This is a genomic window from Streptomyces sp. S3(2020) (assembly GCF_013044505.1).
GTDB lineage: Bacteria > Actinomycetota > Actinomycetes > Streptomycetales > Streptomycetaceae > Streptomyces.
In genome coordinates this window covers 41,327-60,375 of the sequence record NZ_JABERD010000038.1, presented here as the reverse complement: position 1 = coordinate 60,375, position 19,049 = coordinate 41,327, and the positions used below count along the sequence as shown (strand labels likewise).

The following is a 19,049-nucleotide window of genomic DNA, read 5'->3' as shown; positions in this document are numbered from 1 at the left end:
CCCCACGGCGCCCCGCACGTCCCCCGGCCCGCCGTCCCGCGGTTCCACCGCTCCGCCTCCCCAGCCTGTGATCTTCCAGGGAGCTTAGGCAAACGCGTACGGCACGGCAAACGGGCATGCTGCTCGGCTCGGCCGACGTCTGATGCCTCGACGGCCCGGAGGAGCCGGGCAAGGACCTCGCCTGTCTACGTGGTTCCACTGATGTGCCCGCCCCGATCGCTCCGTACCGTTCGGCGAGCCGGGCGAGTCACCCGGGGATCGCCGAGACCGTCGTAGGGCAGAACGCCCACGCGTGCCGACCGCCGCCCCCGCCCGGGGCATCAACCGGTAGACCGACGAGGTACAGAACACACATGAACGGCGCACGGCGGATCATCGACGGGCGATTCGAGCTGCTGGAACGGCTCGGATCCGGGGGCATGGGCACGGTGTGGCGGGCGCGCGACACCGTCCTGGAACGCGATGTCGCTCTCAAGGAGGTCCGTTTCGCCGAACCCGGCGCGACCGGAGCGGAGCCCGACACCAGGCGGGTGCAGCACGAGCGCGTGCTGCGTGAGGGCCGTGCGCTCGCCCGGCTGCGGCACCCCAACGTGGTGGCGATCCATCACGTCGTCGACCAGGACCCGTATCCATGGCTGGTGATGGAGTTCGTGCCGGGCCTGTCCCTTCAGGACCGGCTCGACAAGGGCCCCCTGGACCCCAGGACGGCGGCCCGCATCGGCCGCGACATGCTGGCCGCACTGCGCGCCGCCCACGCCGCCGGTGTCCACCACCGTGACATCAAGCCGGCGAACATCCTGTTGCGGGAGGGTCCCGGGCACACGACGGCGGTCCTCACCGACTTCGGCATCGCGAGCCTGCCCGGATCCAGCCGGCTGACCCACACCGGTGAAATGGTCGGCTCGCCCGAGTTCATGGCCCCTGAGCGGATCCGCGGGGCCGTCGACTCCCCGGCGTCCGACCTCTGGTCACTCGGCATGACCCTCTACGTCAGTGTGGAGGGGACCAGTCCGATGCGGCGTGGCACGAGCCTGGCCACGCTCGCCGCCGTGCTCGGAGATCCGGTGCCCGCGCCGGTGCACGCGGGCCCCCTGGCCCCGGTGCTGGCACGGTTGCTCGTGGCGGACCCTCAGGACCGGCCGGACGTGGCCGAGTTGGATGCCCTGCTCACCGCGGTGGTCGACGAACCCTCGCGACCGGTCGCGCCGACCGTGCGGGAATCCGCGACCGTGCGGGAACCCGGTCCCTCCGCGGCGACGCCCCTGGTGCGGGACGCACGCGCCGGCGGCGAGCCCGATGGCCTGCCGCCCACCGCCCGGCTGGTGACGCCGACGTCCCGTCGCGGTCCATGGCGCGCGGGGCTGGTCGTGGGAGCCGCCGCGGTCGCCGTGATGCTGATCGCCGCGGCTTCGTACCTGGCCCTCTCGTCGGACGAGAACGGCAGTGCCCGGGCGGCGGACGGCGTCGGAGCCGGCGCGACGGTCACCGCGACAGCCGTCGTGCCGGGGACGAGCGGAAGTCCCGGGCAGACTTCTGCCGCGAGCCCCGGCTCGACGAACGGCGCCGGGACCACGGGGGGTGCGGGCGGGACCTCCGGCGCCACGGACGCCGGCAGCTCCTCCGACGCTTCCGGGGCCGCCGGGGCCGAGGAAGTGGCCGCGTCACCGAACGCCCCCGGCTCCCCCGCCTCGACCCCGACGGCGACATCGACCGGCGCCGCGACAGTCGTGTCGTCCTTCGCTCTACGAGGCAAGCAGTCCGGCAGATGCCTGACGGCGAACCTCTACAGCGCGGCGATCAGAACATGCACGGGCGGTTCCGCACAGACCTGGTCGCTCGACTCGAACGGCGCGCTGAAGGGAACACACGGGTATCTGACCGCGACGGCGGGGAGCCGCGTGGTCAAGACCGCCGCCGAATACACGGGCGACGGACTGCAACACTGGACGCCGGTGTCCAGCGGCCAGATCCGCAACGACGAGACCGGCGACTGCCTGAACGTCATCGGACAGGAGACCGCCGACGGCACCCAGGTGGCCTTGTACGGCTGCACGGCCAAGGCCAATCAGGTCTGGATCCAGGTCGCACGGTAACGCCCCGGCCGGAGTGCGCATCGCATCAGGGGCGGTACAGGGTGATGACCGAGGGGCTGCCCGGGTCCCCTCTGACGGCGAACAGTTGTGGCCGGTCGGCCGAGCCGGTCGGCTGCCAGTCGCGGAGGGCACCGCAGCCCGGGATCGTGAGCACGATCCGGTCACGCGGCCGCTGCGGCACGAACGCCCACGTCCCGGTGCCCGCGCACGTTTCCCACTGCGTGGCGTACGCGTCGACCAGCGGCAGGTTCTGGCCTTCGGCCTCGCCGTTCTCGCCCAGCCGCAGCGAGTACGCGCCACCGGCGCCGACCCACTCCCCGACATACCGGCGCCGGTCGAGTCGGGGCGGCTCGTACCTGTGCCAGCCGGTCCACTCCAGGAGGAACCCGCCGACCGCGGTGACAAGCAGCGCGGCTCCGGTGACAGCGCCGATCCGGGTCGCCATCGCGCCCCACCCGAGCGACCGGCGATGCGCGTACCAGGCCGCCGTCACCGGGAGCACCCCGGTACCCGCGATCCAGGCCACCGTCCACCCGACCGGGACGTCCCACACGGAGACGGCCCACGCCATGTGGGCCGCGGTGACCGCGGCGGCCCCGAGCACCGCCCGCGACGCCGCCCCCGGCGGGTCCGCCAGGAGCCGGGCCAGCGCCATCGCGGGCAGGGTGAACAACAGCCAGTGCAGGCATCCGGCGAAGGCCACGAGGAGGAGCAACCGTGGGGCCATGGCGAGAGCCCGACCGACGAGGCCGATGCCGTGGTCGTCGCGCATGCCGGCGGTGGCCAGGAACACCGCTCCCGCGACGACGAACTGCGCCATGAAGGCCAGCTCCGCCCCGGTCGCCAGGTGCGACCACCTCCCGCCGGACGCGGGAGCGGCCGACTGCGGACCGGGCCGCGGCCGTGGCTCCCGATACGGCCCGTACCTTTCCGCCATCCCCTTGGCCCCCGTCCTCATTGCTCGAACATGATCGATTCCTCGATGCGCGCTCAGTGCTGAGCGGGCGCGCCCTCGGCGTCGGTGTCTCCGGCTCCGGCTCCGGCTCCGGTGCAGGCGTCCGCGCTCTGCCGGTGCCGGAGCGTCCGGCGTACGAAGAACAGGGCGGCCGTGGTGCCGGTGGCCACCGGGATGAGCGGCCAGAACCGGGGATGGTCGGCGCCGAGGGCGGCGGGGACCAGGGCCAGCGGGACGATCGTGAAAGCTCCGACGACGATGCCGAACAGAGTCTCGAAGACGAAGGCGAAGTCGCCCGGGTCGGGCACATCTCCGCCGCCCCTGCGCGCCATCCGGACGCGCGCCGCCACCGCCAGGGAGATCAGGTAGCCCATGGCCAGGGGGTAGAACACGATGAGGACGTTGCCTCCGAGGCCGCTGTGCCACCCTCGCCACACGTAGTACCCGTCCAGCTGGATGACGTGCCCGTGCCACAGGTCGACCTGGACATGGTCGCCAACGTCATGCACGTCACCGCCTTCCACCGACTGCAACTTGCCGTTCACCCGCAGTTCGAGCGTGACCCTGTCCCAGTAGACCCAGTCGGCAGTGCGGTCCTGGCCTGTGCCGCCATGCGTCTTCCCGTGTTCTTCCGTCCGGTTCACGACGACGGCGTCCGCCGGTTCCAGGTTGCCCGAGGCACGGGCGTCGGCGATGGCCATCTCCTCGTACGTCCGCCAGGCGAACAGCACGATCACGACCACCATGGTCATGCGGAACACCACCAGGACGACACGGTGTCGACCCGACCGCCCCTCGCTCGCGTCCGACATGCCCACCCCCTTGCGTACTTCGCGGCTTCTCCGCCACGGAGATCATCGCCCCGCAGAAACGCGATTGCAGCGCCGCGTCCCCAAGTCCCGTAGCGTCTACGTGGTTTCCCGTAGACCTCAGCAGCGGGAGGTCGCGGCCTCCCCACGCGAGGATCCGACGCATCGCTGCCGACGACACTCCACCGGGAACAGGTTCACTGGTTCGCGCAGTATGTGCAGTACGAGACAATTCAGGTGCTGGACCGGAAAGAGCACGATCCCCTGTCACGAACGGCGACATCAGTGGTCGACGTCTGCCCCGGCTCCCCGCGCCACGCCGACGCCCGAGCCCCGTGCGGATCGGTCACAGCACGACACGGAACAGGTTCCCGGAAGGGTCGACCACGGCGTCGAGGCGGAGGCCCACCCGCAGGGCGGGATGCTGCGAGCGCTTCCAGGTGGCCTCGAACGTGCGGACTCCCGGCCCGCTGACCCGCAGGACGACCACGGCACCGCCGTCGTCCCCGGTGTCCCATTCGGTCAGCTCGGTGATCTCGGCGGTCGCCGGAACCCCGACGGCGTCGAGCCGCCGGTTGTGCCTGCGTTCGGCGGCGACGGTGATCCCCACGACGAAGCCCAGGGGAACGAGGACCACCGTGCACACCATGCCGGTGACCACCACGCCCTGGCCGGCGAAGACGCCGAGGACCATCAGGAACGGTCCCAACAGGCCGAGCGCCACGAGAAAGAGGTACATCCAGGCGGCTGCCCAGGGGCCGACCTTCGACACCTGCGTCGGCGCCGGGCCGCTCTCCCCGTCGCCCTCCCCGTCGCCCGACCCGTCGCTCACGTCGGAGCCGCGCCATTCGCCGACGCCGCATACCGCGGTGTCGTCACGCCGTCGCTCCGTCTCCCGCGTAGAGGTAACCGCCGGGGTTGCCCGGGTCCGCGATCAGCAGCACCTGGTCACCGGCGCGGGGGATGCGCAGCTTCGAGACGATGGTCTGGAGCATGACCGGGTCGGCGGTGACCCCGGTCAGCTGGAGGACCAGGTCGACGACCGGGTCGTAGTTGACCATCTTGCCGGTGTCGCTGATCGACACCACGACCGCGGGGATCGTCGGTACGCCCGTGGCGAGCAGCTGTCGCACCGTGGCACCGGAGTTGTACGCGCCGAGCGTCTGCTGGAGCTTGGCGTAGTCCTCGCTGCCGAGCGTCGCGCGCGTCATACGGCCGTAGAAACCCTTCCCTCCGGCCATCTGCTCCGCGATCTTCGCGGCCTTCTCCTCGCGGCTCTTGCCCTTGCCGAAGATTCCCATGCCGTGCCTGCCTTCCGGTCCGTTCTGCCTGGTGGTGTGGACGTTAGGAGGCGGGCGGCGCCTACCGATCCCAGGTTCGACCACCAGTTCCCCCAGGACGTACGCTCTGCCCATGCCGTCCCCGAACCAGCCGTCGACCGGCGAGCGCCGTCCGCGCGCCATGGTCATCGACAGGGCTTGGCGCGGCCTCGGGCCGGGCCCCCAGGCGCTGAGCGGGCCCGGTGGCGCGCCGCTGACCCGGACGGTCAAGCTGATCGTGCTGCCGCTGCTCGTCCGGCCCGCGCTGCGTCCGGAGCTCGGCGCCGACTTCCTCGACGCGAAGCATGCGGAGCAACTCGACTCCCTGATACGGGAGTCCGGTGCGGTTCTGGAAGCGACGGCACAGTGGTTCACGCTGCTGAAGAGGACCCGCCGGGCGCTGGGGATCGTGGCGGGCAACCCCCAGGACCTGTATTTCCAGCGGTGCTTCGAGCTGGCGACCGAGCACGGGGCGCCGGGGCCCGGCGCGGACGCGGTGGCGAGGGCGGTTCTCGAAGACGTCGTGGACGCTTCCGGCGGACGGACGGTGGAGGCGCTGAAGGAGCATCTGGCGGACGCCGGCCAGCACGCTCGGCTCGACGCCGAGCTGGCAGTGGCATGGGACGGACGCGAAGCGGTACCGGGCGCCGCCGACACGGGCCTGGCAGCCGAGGTTCTCGACGCCTGCGGTGCGGCGGGGGCCGATTCGCCGGCCTTCGCCGCCATGGTCCGGGCCGGGCACGGCAGCCTGCTCGGGCGAGCCCTGTGGGCGGCGCACCCGACCGACGTCTGGGACCGCGCCGACGTACCCCCGCACCTCGGACTGACCGCGCACCGCGTGCCCCCACGCCCCGAGGTCGGCCGGAGCGCCTCGACCGCCACCCTCCCCGCGCCGTTCGACCGCACGCTCTTCGAACGGCTCTTCACCGTGCTCCAGGCGTCGACCCACCGCGAGCAGCTGCCGACCGTGCCGGAGCTCGTCCGACGGGAGGTCGACCGCAGCTGCGCCCCACTGGGCCTCTACGACGAAAGCCTGCGCGTCACCGTCGTGCTCGGCGGCCGACTAGCGGTGGGCCTCGATCCGCTGGGCCTCGATCCACTGGGCGCCGGGGCCTCCGTGGCGGGGTCGACGGCGGCCCACCGCATCGTCAACAGCCGCTGGCAGCGGGAGGCTTCGGTCCTGCGAGCCCGCAGGATGACCGTCTCCCCCTACCCCGACCCGGACGGCGGTGTGCTGAACGCCCTCGCCCAGGACCTGCGCACCCCATGGGCCGCGTACATGCGGCGTCTCTGGGTACGGCTGCACGGGCGCGACGTCCGCGACGCGGCACTGCCCGACGCGGCATCGGCCTGGGGCGTGCTCGACGGCGTCGCCCGCTCGGTGATGATGGACCACCGCGCACGAGTCCGTACGGCACTGCGCACCCTGTCGGCGACCATCGAGTCCACCGCCGAGCCCGCTGTCGAACCCGCTGTCGAGCGGAGGAGCGCGTGATGCCCGAACGGCGCTGTGCCCTCACCCGAGCCGAGGACGGCACCATCCGCCTCGCGGGACCCTCCACCGGGCCCGTCTTCACCCGGTCCGTTCTCGAAGTCGCGGGCGCCGTCCTGACCTGGCCCGTCCTCGGACCGACAGCTCTGCCCACAGCGGAGATCCACGACGTGGGGCAGGCCCAGCAGTGGCTGTGGGCGGTCTACGGCGAGCGCACGGCCGCCGCCGTCGACGCCGTCTCCGTCGCGTCGGGAACGCCGGCCGCCGAACTGACGCTGCCCGAGCGGCCGACCGCCCTCGCCGAGAGCGCCGCCCGCCTCGCCCTCGGGCACTGGGCGGCCCGCTGGTGGCCGACGTCGTACCTGGACGGGATTCCCGCGCTCGAACCGGACGTGCTGGGTCTTGAGTTGGCCGCGCTGACCCACGAATGCCAGCAACTCCTCGACGAGTCAGATGAATCAGGCGAGTCGGAGGGTGCCGATCTGCTGGAGGAGCACCTGGCCGCGCTCGCCCCGCTGATCCGCTGGCGGCGGTCGGCGGCCCCGCCTCGCCAACTGGACCGTGTCCTACGGCTGATCGACGACGCGGCCGACAACGCCGGGCTGGACGGGGAGGCGCTACGGCACCTCCGGTCGACCCTGGAACAGGACCACAAGCCGACCGCCACGCCGCTCGACCTCGCCGAACTCTTCGTACGGCACAAGGAGTTCGCCCTCGCGGCAGGTGATCGCCACACCGTGACCGGCCGCGTGGTCGCCCGGGGTTCGGGGACCAACGACTGGTGCCGCTATCCTCCCGGCTTCGTCGACGCGGCCGAGGAGGCCGTGTCCTGGACCGCGTACGCGCTCGGCGCCGGGCGACGGATCGAGGTCGAGGTCGTCGCCGACATAGCGGCCCCTGCCAGCGGGGTGCATCTCGCGGCGGAGGTCCACGTGGACAGCGGCCCGCCGACCCGCGTTCCGCTGGCCAGGCGGGACGACGTGTGGGCCGGCCGGGCGGACCTGGACATCCCCGCCTCGACGACACCGGGCATCGAAGTCGGCGTCCTGCTGCCGGGGTTCGACCCGGGACCGGCCGCCGATGACCGTGCGGCACGTGAGGCGGTGCGGGCCCTGGCCCGGCACCGGCTCGGCGTCGCGGCGGCACCGCACGACGGCGAGGCCGCACACCTGGAGCCGTTCCTCGCCGAGATCGCGGCTGCCGCTGCCATGGAGGAGGACTTCTAGCCCATGCCGGAAGAGCCGGAGGACCCGCAGGACACGGCGGAACAGGAAGAGCAGGCGACGGGACTCAGCTACGGCGAGCCCTTCGACAGCGGCTTCGCACTCGCCGAACAGCATCAACTCACCCCGGACCTCCCGGCAGCACTGGCCGTCTACGCCGAACTGCTCACCGTGGCCGAGTCCTTCGAGGACTCCCCCGACGTACAACTGCTGCGCGGGCATCTGCTCTCCGACATCGGGACGGTTCAGCTCGCAGCCACGGATCTGCCCGGGGCGGCCCTGTCCATCGGGCGGTCCCTCGATCTGGTGCGGGGTATCGCGTCCGTGCCGATGGGACCGAACGGCCGCCGGCTGTGGCTGGAGGTCCTGCTGAAGACACTGCTGGCCAGGGTCGAACTGCTGCGCAGAACCGGGCAGTTCGACGAGGCGCAGGAGGTGATGGACGAGGCGACGGGCCTGTTGTCGGAGTTCGACGACCCCGAGGGGCTGCGCACCGCCGAGGTCGGCCTGAGCCGGGTGCATCTGCTGATGGACCGCAGCGCGTGGGGCGCGGCGGAGGAACTGGCCTCGGCCCTGCTGACCGACGCGCCGCCGGCCGGGCCGTATCTGCTGGACTGTCTGGGGGTCGTCTGCGCCTCGACCGTACGGTTCGAGCAGGCGGAGGACTATTTCGCCCGCGCGGAGGAGGCCTATCTGGCGCTGGGCCATCACGCGGGGCGCCAACAGGTGCTCTCCCACCGGGCGTACGCGGCGTTGCAGGCCGGTGATCTCGACCGCGCGGAGGAGTTGTACGCGGAGGCCGCCGAGATCTTCGAACGGCAGGGCCAGGCCGAGGACTTGGCGGTCTGCGAACAGGCCCGTGCCGCCATCGCCGCGCACCGCGGGGACGCGGTCGGCGCCGCCGCTCTGACGGCGTCCAGCCTGGCCCGGTTCCAGCAGGTCGGTGCCGCGGTCGCCGCGGCCGACACCATGCTGTTGGGCGCCCGGCACGCGTACGAACGGGGCGACATCGAGGAGATGAAGCGGCTCGCGCAGGGCGCGCGGGACGTGTACCAGGAGCGCGGGGTGTACGAGCGGTGCGCCCAGGTGGACCTGATGCTCGCGCGAACCCTTGAGGACAACCTGAACCGGACCGACCACGGCGTCCACGAACGCGCCTCGATCGCCAACGCGCTCTCCCTCGCGCTGCCCGCCGCACTGACGCTGGAGGCGGCCCGCTACGACTTCGCCACCGCCCACGCCCGCAGCCAGTGGCTCCAACTGGCCGACGAGGCAATGCAGTTGGTATTCCGGCTGGCTCTCCGCAGCAACGACCAGGGGCTGATCTTCGAGCTGGTGGAACACCGGTGCGCGGGCGCCTCCCTGGCGCTGAGCCGTACGTCCACCGCAAGCAAGGCGACCGTCTTCCCGGATGCCGCCATGAAGACGTACGCCCCCGACTACGCCCCTGATGGCGGCGCTCCCCTGGCGCTGGGCGGCATCGCGGCCGAGGCCGCCGCCTCCGTCGGCCTGCGGGTCGCGCCGCCGCCGAAGATCGTGATGTCGGCGGAGGCGGGCGGCCGTACCGCGCTCCAGGAGTACGTCCAGGCAGCCGAGTTCCGCTATCACCGGCGGATCGTGAGCGAGGAAGAGGTGCCGTTCTGTCCGCCGACGATCTGACCGACCCGAACCGTCCGGTGGTCCAGGTCCGCCTCGCCGACGCCGGTGACCTGCACATGACCTGGACATGGGCCCGTGGGGCGCAGGGCTTCGGCACCGGGTACGCGCCGGGGCCGGACGTGGACGAGGCGATGCGGGCGCTGGCCGCCGAGCTGCCGGGCGGCGGCGCGGAAGGCATGCGGCGCGCGTTCGAGTCCGGCGCGCTGGCCACGTACGAGGACGAGCGCCGCCTCTCCCGCATGCTGGCCGAGGTGCTGTGGCCGCCGGGCCTGACCGACCAGATCCGCCAGGTGTCCGCCCGGCTGGGCCGTCCGCTGATGCGGCTCCAGCCGTCGCCCCGGGTCGCCCAGGTCCCGTGGGAGCTGCTGGCAGTGGACGGCGACGACAGCGGCATACGGCTGATCGACCTGGTGGACATCGCCACGACGGCACCGGCCTCGCTACGACGGGCAGCCACCACCCCGCCCGATCAGGACCCGGACTCGGACTCGGACGCCGTGGTCCTCGTCCTGGACCCCCGTGTCCCCGGCTTCCGCGCCGACTCCCCGCTCGGCTCGGTCCTGGGCCAGCCCGGCTCGGACCCGGCGCTGCTGTCCCTCGTACAGCGCAGGCTCGACGCGGGCACCGTCGTACCGTCCGTCGCCACTCCCGTCGAGGCGTTCCGCCGCACCGACCTCGACCGCGACCGGCTGGGCGAGGCGCTGCGCAAGGGTGCCCGCCGTCTGATGTACGTCGGGCATGTCAGCGGCGCCCCCGTCGAGGGCGGGCAGAGCGAGGACGTCACCCTTCATCTGTGCTGCGGCCCGGAGACCACGGGGATGACCGAACTGGTGCGCACGCACCGCCCGTTGTCCGCCAAGGACCTTCTCCTGGGCACGCTCCCACTGCGCGCGGACGGTGTGCCGGGCGCACAGCTCTGGCCCGCGCCGCCGCGCGTCGCGCTGATCGCGTGCGAGAGCGGTGGCGATCTCCGCTTCGCGGAGTCCTTCGGCCTGGCGACGGCGATGATCCACAACGGCGCTCAGCTGGTCACCGCCACCCGCTGGGTGCTCCCCACGAGCTTCGCCTTCCACCGTCTGGCCGGTCTGCCGGAGTCGGTACGGCCGCTCACGGAGGCCGTGGTCGCCGTGGACGCGGCCCACGAGGACCACGACCCGGTCGGTCATCTCGGCGCCTGGCAGCGACAGCGGCTCGACCGGTGGCGCGCAGACGGCCGGATCGAGCACTCGCCACTCCTCTGGGCGGCCCTGACCTGCATCGTCAGGTGAGGGGCCAGGGGTGGTGGAGGCAGTACACGCCCACCCCGATCGCGGCGGTCCCCGCGGCCAGCAGGGAGACGACGAACCGGATCTGCGACGTGCGCTCACGGCGTTCGTGGTCGGGGTCGGCGGTGAGGAGGGACGGGTCGGCGGGCGCGTAACGCAGGGGGATGTCCCGGCCGAGGGACCTGGCGATGTTCCGGATGCCCTGCGTGCACAACGCGGTGACCTCGACGCCCTCGTGGGTGGTGAAGGCGACGACGGAGGCGTGGCTGACGGTCTCGCCGCCTTCGGCGTCGGAGTGGACGTCCCTGGTGACGGCGACCACGCGGCCCTGCACGGTGACGCCCGCGGCCAGTTGGGCGGCGCGGGAGCGCGCGAGCTCGCCGTCCCGGCTCAGCGCGACGACGAGGAGCAGCAGGCCACCGACGCAGATCAGCCCCCACTGCCAGCCCCACGCGAAGAACGACTGGACGACCAGTCCCAACACCAGCAGGAACACCATGCAGTTCGGCCCGCCGGTACCGGAGGTCCGCCCCTCGCTGTCCAGCATGAGATAGAACCGCTCCGGCCGCCGTCGCGGAAACCGGACCGGGAACTCCTGTCCCACCCAGGCCACCAGCACCCGGTCGCCACGCTTGTTCTCGTGCCGCAGTCTGAACTCCCGCCCGGTGCCCGGGTCCTGGTACACGATCGTCACCGGTATCCCGTGGTTCCCCGACTCACCGTGTCCCGGCGGATGCACCTCCACGACCCGAGCCGTCACCCACACCGCCCGCTGCGGCCGGGTCAGCCCGGCCAGCGAACACACATAACCCACCAACGCCAGCCCAGCGGGCACCGTCCACCACAACCCGAGCATCTTCTGCAGGTCCATGCGGCGAGGCTCTCGCCGCAGCGACTCCTACCGATCCCAGGTTCGGTCCGGGTCATGCGAGCCGACGCATCAACAGCGACCTGGCAAGAACTCTGTCCCCGTTGACTGTTCCTTCTCGCGTATGGCTGTCTTGGCGTGCAAGATCGGCTGATCTCCGAAGTAGTCGATGAGCGGGGGGCTTTGACGTGGCTGGCGGGACAGGGTGGTGGGCACGGTTCTATGCCGTCGCGGCACTGCTGGTGGTGACGACGGTCCTGTACGCGTGGGGTGTCGATCGCCTCGACGACATGGGCAAGGTGATCGGAGTGGCCGCCGCGCTGCTGGGGTTACCGCCGCTCCTTGTCACGGCCTTCCGACTCCGGCAGGGTGTGACAGGCACCGGTGAGGCGCTGGCGGATGCGGCCGAGGCGTTGGCGGTGGTGATACGGCGCCAGTGGGAAGCGGAGGCAGAGGTGTGGCGGCTCAATTACCCCTACCCGCTGCCGGTCGCCTGGTCCGCTGCCGACCCCGCCGTGACGGTGGAATGGGACGTGCTCCGGGAGGCCGCGCGGCAGGGTGTAGGCAGCCCGTCGAACAGCGCCGAGCGGTGGGCCGACGGGCCGGAGGAACTCGGCGGTGCCGGAAACGACATCCAGGATGTGTTCCTCCACCGTGTCCCTACACGGCGCTTGGCCGTCCTGGGCGAGCCGGGCTCCGGCAAGACCATGCTCCTGGTCCGGCTGCTCCTCGCGCTGCTCGACCCGGCGCACCGCAATCCTGACGGTGCGGTACCCGTCCTGTTCGCCCTGGCTTCCTTCGACCCGCTGCGTCAGGATCTGCACACCTGGATGACCGACCAACTGATCCAGGACTATCCTGGTCTCAGAGCCCCCGTCCCCGGCAACGGCCTCGCACCCGGCCGACGGAACCACTCGCTGGCCCGCGCCTTGGTGGAACGGCGCCTCGTTCTACCGCTGTTCGACGGCCTGGATGAACTGCCCGACGCTCTCCGGCACCACGCACTGCACTCGATCAACAAGGTGTTCAACGCCAGGGAGCCACTTGTTCTGACCAGTCGCACCGCCGAATTCCGTCACGCGGTCGCGCCCGCGCAAGGCGCGGTCCGCGTGCGGCTGGACGGAGCCGCCGCGATCCAACTCCGGCCCGTGGATGCCGACATGGCGGTCACATATCTGCGCCACGACGCCGGAGGCCGGGACGCCCATGGCGCCGATCGGTGGGCTCGTGTCGTGGACGCGCTGCGCGACCCGGATTCGCCCGTCGCGCAGGTTCTGAGCACACCGCTCGGACTCTTCATGGCCCGTGCCATCTACAACCCGCGCCCCGGGGAGTCGATCGGCGCGGCCGCCCATCCCGACCAACTCGTCGACGCCGAGTTCGACTCGCGGGACGTCTTGGAGCACCATCTGTACCGCGCGTTCATCCCTGCGGCCTACCGTCCCCACCCCTCCCGTCCGTGCCCTTGGAGTCCCCAACAGGCCGAGCGGTGTCTGATCTTCCTGGCCCGGCACATGAGCAACTCCTTGGGCGGCACCCCTCATCTGGCCTGGTGGCAGCTGTCCGCAGCCTTCTCCGCCTACCGTCTGCTGATCGCCTTCGGCCTGGGTGGACTGTTCACCGGCTCGACCGCAGGTCTGCTCGCGGGTCTGATCATGGGGCGGCCGGCCCTGGGTGCCGGCGTGGGTCTGACAGCGGGAGTCCTCGTCTGCATGGCCACCGCGACCGGGCTCCTCTTCACGCCTGTCCATGAAAGGACAGGGCCCAACTCCGGCATCGGCTGGCTGCCCAATCCCTTCGTGGCCATCGGAGCCGGAGGCGGTTTCGTGATCGGCCTCGCACTTGGTCTGCCGTTCGGGCTGGAAAGCGGTGCGACCACCGCCATCGGTGCCGGCTTGGTCGGAGGGGTCGCAGGTGGGCTGAGCGCCCACATTCCCTATGCCTCTGATCCGGTCAGCCCTGGCGACCTGCTGTCGACCGACCGCAACGTGTTCCTGGGCCTGTGGCTGGTCTTCGGACTCACCCTCGGCTGCGTCGTCGGATTCGGCACCCATCCGGGACTGGGTGCTCTCGCCGGCGTGGCGTTCGGCGCCTTCGTCGCCACGGGCGGAGCGCTGTGGTGGCGATTCGTCACCGCCCGCCTCCTGCTGGCGGCCCAAGGACGCGTCCCCTGGCGTCTGATGGCGTTCCTGGTCGACGCTCACGAGCGGCGTGGGATCCTGCGTCGCGTCGGCGCCGTCTACCAGTTTCGCCACCTCACCTTGCAACACCATCTCAGCAACCGTGACGGGTGACGGGAGCATGCCGGATCTCCGACTTCAGGGCAGATGCGGTCGCCGAGTTCGGGTGCGGCCCTCGCCCACGCGGTGAGCGACGCGAGGGCCGGGCTGCTTCCAGACAACCGAACAAGGGCGCCTTGCCAGGGAAGATCCCGGGCAGGCGCCCCTCTCGTCACCCCTCGTCAGCCCTCGTCGCGCAACCGGGCCGCCAACGAGGCCAGCGACTCGGTCTCCTCGGTGTGGCCCAGGGCGGTGAGGTGGGTGATGGCTGAGTCGAGGCGGGTGAGGGCGGGGGCGGGGCGTTCCTGGTAGAGGCCCTCCACCGCGGCCGCGAGGCGGACGCACTCGGCCCATTCGCCGGCGTCGTCGTCCCGTCCCGGTTCGCCGAGCAGGGCGAGGGCCTTGTCCAGGGCGGTCAGGGCGTCCTCGTACTCGCCGGTGTAGGCGTTGACCCGGCCGTGTTCGTAGGCCAGGGCGGTGTCCAGGGAGCGGCCCTGGGCCTCGTACCCGGCGGCTCGCGCCTCGTCGGCGACGCGGCCCGCGTCGGTGAGGAAGGCGAGCGCGCCGGTCAGACCGTCGGGGCCCTGCTGCTGGGCCTGGAGGCGGGCGAGTTCGCGCAGGGAGTTGCTGAGGTGCTCGAAGCGCGGGGTTCTGGCATGCGCGGCGAGTGCCTGGTCCGCGACGTCGCGAGCCCGCTCGAACTCGCCGGACTCACCGAGGAGTACGGCGGTCTCCGCGGCGATCATGGCGTGGCTCCCCGGGTCGTCGTCCCAGCCGGCCGACTCGGCGCACAGGGTGACGAACTCGGCCGTGGCGGCCTTGAGGTCCTCCCCCGTGTGCAGCGCGCGGGCGCGGGTCAGACGCAGCTGAGCGACGATCCGGTCGTTCAGCTCTCCCCCGGTGACGTCCGGTTCGGCCAGCAGGGAGTCGAGCAGCGCGATGCAGTCCTCCACGCGGCCGAGGTCGAGGCTGAGCTGGGCCGCGTTGCTGTACGTGCAGAACGCGTCCGTCCGGCTGCCGCGGCGAAGTTCCAGCTCCGCGGAGCGCGTCAGATGCCGCAGTGCCTCGTCGGGGCGGCCCAGGTACACGCAGGCCTGGGCCGCATCGCCGTGGAGGCGGGCGGTGCCGACCGTCTCGGCGGGCCAGTCGGCGGCCAGCCGCAGGGCCTCGGACAGGTCCGCGTGCGCGGCCTGCGCGTCCTGGAGGCCGAACTGGAACCGGGCGCGCAGGCCGAGCGTGCGGGGCAGGTGCCAGGCGGGGCCCCGCGTCCGCAACCGGTCGAGGAGCGCGTCGATCTCGGTGACCGCGGTGGGCATGCTGCCGGAGATCGCGTGGGTGCTGGCCCGCAGCAGCAGGGCGCCGGAGATCTGCCCGTCGAGGTCGTGCCGGGTGGCGAACGCGTGCAACGCGTCCACCTCCGCGAAGACCGGCGCGACATGCTTCTCGCTGCCCGACGTCTGCACGCGCAGGGCGAGCGCGGTCGCCCGCAGCCGCAGCAGACGGGCTTCCTGGTACGGGGCGAGTTCGGGCGTCTCCTCGTGGAGGCGGACGATGGACGCATGCGTGGCGGTCAGTACGGCGGCCTTCGCCTCGGCACCGTCGGCACCTTCCGCATCGGTTCCGTCGGCGCCTTCCGCCTCGGACCCGTCGGCGCTCTCCGCAGGGATTTCGGCGGCAGCCAGCAGAGCGCAGGCCCGGGCGAGTGCCGCGTGGCCCGGCAGTCCGGCGTCGTCGTACAGGGCCGCGGCCTCCTCGTGGAGGGCGGCGGAGTCGGCGTACTCGTCCTTCTCGCCCGCCCGGTTCGCCTCGTCGGCCAGCAGGTCGGCGCGCAGCCGTACGAGCGGGCCGACGGCCGGGGCGTCGGGGTGGGTGTAGTCGCGGGCGGCAGAGAGCGTACGCAGCCGCGCCCAGCAGACCTGTGCGTCCGGGTGCCCCTCCTGCTCCGCCGCTCGTGCCTTGAGGATGAGTTCGGGCAGCGCGTCGGGGACCGCGGTGGCCGTCGGGGCGACGGGTGTGGTGACCGGGGCGGCCGGGGCCGCGTCGTCGAGGCTGCGGGGGCGCAGGGTCAGTTCCAGCGCGTCCAGGAGCGGGGCCCGGTCGAGGCGGGCCCTGCGGCGGTCGGCGTGGGCCGTGGTTCCGTTGCGGGTGTCGAAGCGGGCGGCGAGGTCGTCGGCGCGCTTGCGGACCTCGGCGCGCAGACCGGACACCGTCCAGGTGCGGCCCGCGTATCCGACGGTGGGGAGTTCGCCGTGGCCGAGGAGTTCGACGCGCTGGAGGAGGACCTCCACGCCGGTGAGGAAGCCGAACTGGTCCAGCGGCGAGTCGACCTCGTCGAACAGGTTGCGGTTCTCGGCGAGGAGTTCCAGGCCCCGTGCCTCGTTGCCGGTGAGCGCGCAGAACTCCAGGTGCCGGCCGACCTCCTCGGACATCGAGGGGTTGCGGCGGCAGGCGCGGTAGCCGACGAGGTGCAGTTCGCGGGCCCGGTCGGCGTCGCCGGTGCGCAGCAGGGGGAGCAGTGCGTACGAGGCGGAGCGGGCCGGCTCCTCCTTGCAGGACTCCTTCCCGGCCAGGACGGGCTCCCAGGCGCGCAGGGCCCGCTCGTCGTCGCCCGCCCTGAGGTGGTAGCGGGCGCGCTGGCAGATCTCGCAGGCCTCGCAGTCGCTGAGCCGGGTGCGGGTGCGGCCCGCCCACAACTCGTGGGCGAGGGCGATGTCCTCGCCGACATGGGCGGCGAGCTGGTACGCCTGGCCGTAGTAGGGCTGGAGGCCGAGGTCGGCCTTCTCGTACCGGTCGCGCATCTCCGTCAGCCACTGGCGCAGGCTGGTCAGGGGTATCTCGGGGAGCTGGCGCAGGGCGTGGGCCACCCACTTGAAACGCCAGAACAGCTGGTGGCGCAGGCGCTCGTCGAAGACGTCGGGCTGCTCGTCGAAGAGGGTGAGCAGCCGTGCGAAGACGACGGGTGACTTCCGGGGTTCGGAGCCGTAGGTGTACGCCTCCTGGAGTTCGAGGAGGGCGTGGACGAGCGGGCCGGACTCCGCGAACTGCTCGGCGGCGTCGACGAGTTCCTCGGCGGTGACGGTGCGGGTGCGGCCGTAGGGGCGCCGGTCGTTCTCCTGGAGCGCCTGGAACAGTTCGTCCGTGTTCTGGGGAAGGGGGGCGGTCGGCATCGTCAGCTGTCCTTGCGGAGGGCGTGGGCGAGGAGGTCGAGGAAGGAGCGGTTGATCAGGCTCGACTCGGCGGGCCTGAGCGGGCGCCGGGACAGCATCACGGCCTGTCCGTAGAGGGCTTCGGCGCTGGTGCGGGCCAGCTCGGGCTCGTCGATGGCGACGGCGGTGCGGACGAGCGGGTTGAGCTGGTTGAGGATCAGCTGGGCCCGCGGTGCCTCCTGGCGCAGGGCGCCGAGGATGTCGCCCCACAGGCCGCCCTCCTGCTCGCGGGCGAGCTGGGAGCGGGTGCGCTCGTGCCGGGCCTCGCGGCTGTCCACCAGCAGGGCGGGGGCGGAGGCGGGCTGGAAGGTGCGCAGCGCGACATCGCAGTCGAAGACGGAGAGGGCGTCGCGGGCCCGGGCGAGGTAGGCCGCGGCGGCCAGTTCCGTCTCCCGGTCGACGGGGTCGAGATGGGCGGTGAGGGTCGCAGGGTCGAGGTCGGCGACGGTGGCCTCGGGCCTGATCTCGGGCAGCCGGTGGACCAGTTGGCGGTCGTAGGTGTAGCCGCCGTTGACGACGCCCAGTCCGGCCGCCGAGGCGATCGCCGCGACCTGGCGGAACTCCTCCACGCTCGACGTGACGAGCACCGTGCGGTGGGTGCGTGCGAACTCGTCGAGGGTGCAGTGGCCGTCGGTGGTCTCGAACGGCAGCCAGGGCAGCAGCATCCGCAGGATCTCGTCGTCGTGCACGGCGAGCGACTTCACGGCCAGGTGGTGGGCCTGGAGGAAGCGGTGGAGCAGGTCGGGGTCGCTGGCGGCGGCCCGGGCGATCCAGGCGCGCAGCCGCTCGGCGAGGGCGTCGCGGACGGCGGCGAGGGTGTCGTCCTCGTAGAGGGACTCGCGGGACGCCGTCGGGCGCAGGCTCTCGGCGTCGACGACACAGCGGACGAAGAAGGCCCACTCGGGGAGGATCTCCTCGGCCTGCTCGGACAGCAGCATGCCCTTGACGTGGACGCGGTGGCCGTGACGGCGGCCGGCGGGGACCGCTTCGGGCAGCACGCACGCGATGCCCTTCAGGCCTACGGCGGGCAGGTCCAGTTCGATGGTGTCCAGCGGGGTGAAGCCGAAGACCTCCTCGCCGTACGCGGCCAGCGCGCGGGAGCGGGCGCCCGGGGTGGGGTAGGTGCGCGACCAGGGCGCGGGCTCGGGGTTCACGGGCGCACCCGGACCGGCTGCGCCTCCTGCGCCGCGTGTGCCGTCGTCGAAGGTGACCGGGTGGCGCAGCAGGGAGCCGAAGTGCCGTGCCAGCGCGTGCACTTGCGCGGGGCGGGTCCACTCGCCCGCGTCGGCGCGCGGCGTCAGCGTGACGGTGGTGCCGGGCCGGGGGCGGGCGGAGGCGGGCAGCGTACGGACGGTGTAGCTGCCGTCGCCGCGTCCCCGCCATTCGACGGCGGGGGCGTCCGGGGTGCGGGCGGAGCGGCTCAGGACGTGGATCTCGTCGGCGACCAGGAAGCAGGAGAGCAGGCCGATGCCGAACTGGCCGATGAAGTCCGCGCGTTGCTCGGCGATCTTGTCGGCCCGCTTGCTGCTGCGGCCGATCGTGGCGAGGAAGGTGTGTACGTCGTCCTCGGTGAGACCGACGCCGTCGTCCTCGACGCGTACGGTCACGCCGTCCGCGTACAGGCGGATACCGAAGCTGCCGCCGGGCTCGACGGCGTGCCGTGCGGTGAGGGCGTCCACCGCGTTCTGCATGAGTTCACGCAGGTAGACGCGGGGGCTGGAGTAGAGGTGGTGGGAGAGGAGGTCGACGAGGCCGCGCAGATCCACCTGGAAGGTGCGGTCGGCGGGGGCGTGGTCGGCGGAGTTGTGGCGCAGAGGCATGAGGAGTCCGGGGAGAGGGGAACGGCGGGGAGGTGGGATGGCCGACGGCTCAAAAGGCGAC

At 72.2% G+C, this 19,049-nt stretch carries 13 protein-coding genes; 6 read left to right on the top strand and 7 right to left on the bottom strand.

Going from position 1 to position 19,049, the window contains the following annotated elements:
• Positions 1-353 precede the first annotated feature (353 nt).
• Positions 354-2,093, top strand: coding sequence for a serine/threonine protein kinase (locus tag HLK59_RS15325; protein ID WP_171141976.1), 1,740 nt, complete (start codon positions 354-356; stop codon positions 2,091-2,093).
• Between the two features lie 25 nt (positions 2,094-2,118).
• Here HLK59_RS15325 and HLK59_RS15320 read toward each other — a convergent pair whose 3' ends face one another.
• The 4 genes from HLK59_RS15320 to HLK59_RS15305 all read right to left on the bottom strand — a co-directional run bounded on the left by HLK59_RS15320 (position 2,119) and on the right by HLK59_RS15305 (position 5,158).
• Complete coding sequence (locus tag HLK59_RS15320; RefSeq protein WP_171141975.1) at positions 2,119-2,913, bottom strand: hypothetical protein; 795 nt, start codon at positions 2,911-2,913, stop codon at positions 2,119-2,121.
• 170 nt (positions 2,914-3,083) lie between these two features.
• A complete protein-coding gene (locus tag HLK59_RS15315) occupies positions 3,084-3,860 on the bottom strand; it encodes a hypothetical protein (protein ID WP_171141974.1) in 777 nt (258 codons plus the stop codon).
• Between the two features lie 343 nt (positions 3,861-4,203).
• Positions 4,204-4,689, bottom strand: coding sequence for a hypothetical protein (locus HLK59_RS15310; RefSeq protein ID WP_171141973.1), 486 nt, complete (start codon positions 4,687-4,689; stop codon positions 4,204-4,206).
• Positions 4,690-4,732: 43 nt separating this feature from the next.
• The gene (locus tag HLK59_RS15305; RefSeq protein ID WP_171141972.1) at positions 4,733-5,158 is read right to left on the bottom strand and encodes a hypothetical protein; all 426 of its coding nucleotides are present in this window, start codon (positions 5,156-5,158) and stop codon (positions 4,733-4,735) included.
• A 112-nt stretch (positions 5,159-5,270) separates the two neighbouring features.
• Here HLK59_RS15305 and HLK59_RS15300 point away from each other — a divergent pair, with 112 nt between their 5' ends.
• Genes HLK59_RS15300 through HLK59_RS51000 form a run of 4 tightly spaced genes read left to right on the top strand, consistent with a single transcriptional unit; the run spans position 5,271 to position 10,818 of the window.
• Complete coding sequence (locus HLK59_RS15300; RefSeq protein WP_171141971.1) at positions 5,271-6,671, top strand: hypothetical protein; 1,401 nt, start codon at positions 5,271-5,273, stop codon at positions 6,669-6,671.
• Complete coding sequence (locus HLK59_RS15295) at positions 6,671-7,894, top strand: hypothetical protein (protein ID WP_171141970.1); 1,224 nt, start codon at positions 6,671-6,673, stop codon at positions 7,892-7,894. Before HLK59_RS15300 ends, HLK59_RS15295 begins: the two co-directional genes overlap by 1 nt.
• Before the next feature lie 3 nt (positions 7,895-7,897).
• Positions 7,898-9,550 carry a hypothetical protein gene (locus HLK59_RS51005; RefSeq protein ID WP_240982424.1) on the top strand — a complete coding sequence of 551 codons (1,653 nt, stop codon included), beginning with the start codon at positions 7,898-7,900 and terminating at the stop codon, positions 9,548-9,550.
• 17 nt (positions 9,551-9,567) lie between these two features.
• The gene (locus HLK59_RS51000) at positions 9,568-10,818 is read left to right on the top strand and encodes a CHAT domain-containing protein (protein WP_346779733.1); all 1,251 of its coding nucleotides are present in this window, start codon (positions 9,568-9,570) and stop codon (positions 10,816-10,818) included.
• Here HLK59_RS51000 and HLK59_RS15285 read toward each other — a convergent pair.
• Positions 10,811-11,686: a DUF3592 domain-containing protein gene (locus HLK59_RS15285; RefSeq protein WP_171141969.1), complete on the bottom strand. Its 876-nt coding sequence runs from the start codon at positions 11,684-11,686 to the stop codon at positions 10,811-10,813. The genes HLK59_RS51000 and HLK59_RS15285 overlap by 8 nt on opposite strands.
• 185 nt (positions 11,687-11,871) lie before the next feature.
• Between HLK59_RS15285 and HLK59_RS15280 the strand changes: the two genes are divergently transcribed.
• Positions 11,872-13,977, top strand: coding sequence for an NACHT domain-containing protein (locus HLK59_RS15280; protein WP_171141968.1), 2,106 nt, complete (start codon positions 11,872-11,874; stop codon positions 13,975-13,977).
• Between the two features lie 167 nt (positions 13,978-14,144).
• Here the strand turns inward: HLK59_RS15280 and HLK59_RS15275 are convergent, their stop codons facing one another.
• Positions 14,145-17,129 (bottom strand): hypothetical protein, encoded by a 2,985-nt coding sequence (locus HLK59_RS15275; protein WP_171141967.1) that lies wholly within the window; start codon positions 17,127-17,129, stop codon positions 14,145-14,147.
• Positions 17,130-17,131: 2 nt separating this feature from the next.
• Complete coding sequence (locus HLK59_RS15270) at positions 17,132-18,988, bottom strand: HSP90 family protein (protein ID WP_171141966.1); 1,857 nt, start codon at positions 18,986-18,988, stop codon at positions 17,132-17,134.
• Positions 18,989-19,049: the final 61 nt, after the last annotated feature.

Excerpts from the sequence above, each read along its gene's own strand:
- HLK59_RS15325 (WP_171141976.1), top strand. The coding sequence starts at position 354 with ATGAACGGCGCACGGCGGATCATCGACGGGCGATTCGAGCTGCTGGAA.
- HLK59_RS15320 (WP_171141975.1), bottom strand. The coding sequence starts at position 2,913 with ATGGCGCAGTTCGTCGTCGCGGGAGCGGTGTTCCTGGCCACCGCCGGC.
- HLK59_RS15315 (WP_171141974.1), bottom strand. The coding sequence starts at position 3,860 with ATGTCGGACGCGAGCGAGGGGCGGTCGGGTCGACACCGTGTCGTCCTG.
- HLK59_RS15305 (WP_171141972.1), bottom strand. The coding sequence starts at position 5,158 with ATGGGAATCTTCGGCAAGGGCAAGAGCCGCGAGGAGAAGGCCGCGAAG.
- HLK59_RS15300 (WP_171141971.1), top strand. The coding sequence starts at position 5,271 with ATGCCGTCCCCGAACCAGCCGTCGACCGGCGAGCGCCGTCCGCGCGCC.
- HLK59_RS15295 (WP_171141970.1), top strand. The coding sequence starts at position 6,671 with ATGCCCGAACGGCGCTGTGCCCTCACCCGAGCCGAGGACGGCACCATC.
- HLK59_RS51005 (WP_240982424.1), top strand. The coding sequence starts at position 7,898 with ATGCCGGAAGAGCCGGAGGACCCGCAGGACACGGCGGAACAGGAAGAG.
- HLK59_RS15285 (WP_171141969.1), bottom strand. The coding sequence starts at position 11,686 with ATGGACCTGCAGAAGATGCTCGGGTTGTGGTGGACGGTGCCCGCTGGG.
- HLK59_RS15275 (WP_171141967.1), bottom strand. The coding sequence starts at position 17,129 with ATGCCGACCGCCCCCCTTCCCCAGAACACGGACGAACTGTTCCAGGCG.
- HLK59_RS15270 (WP_171141966.1), bottom strand. The coding sequence starts at position 18,988 with ATGCCTCTGCGCCACAACTCCGCCGACCACGCCCCCGCCGACCGCACC.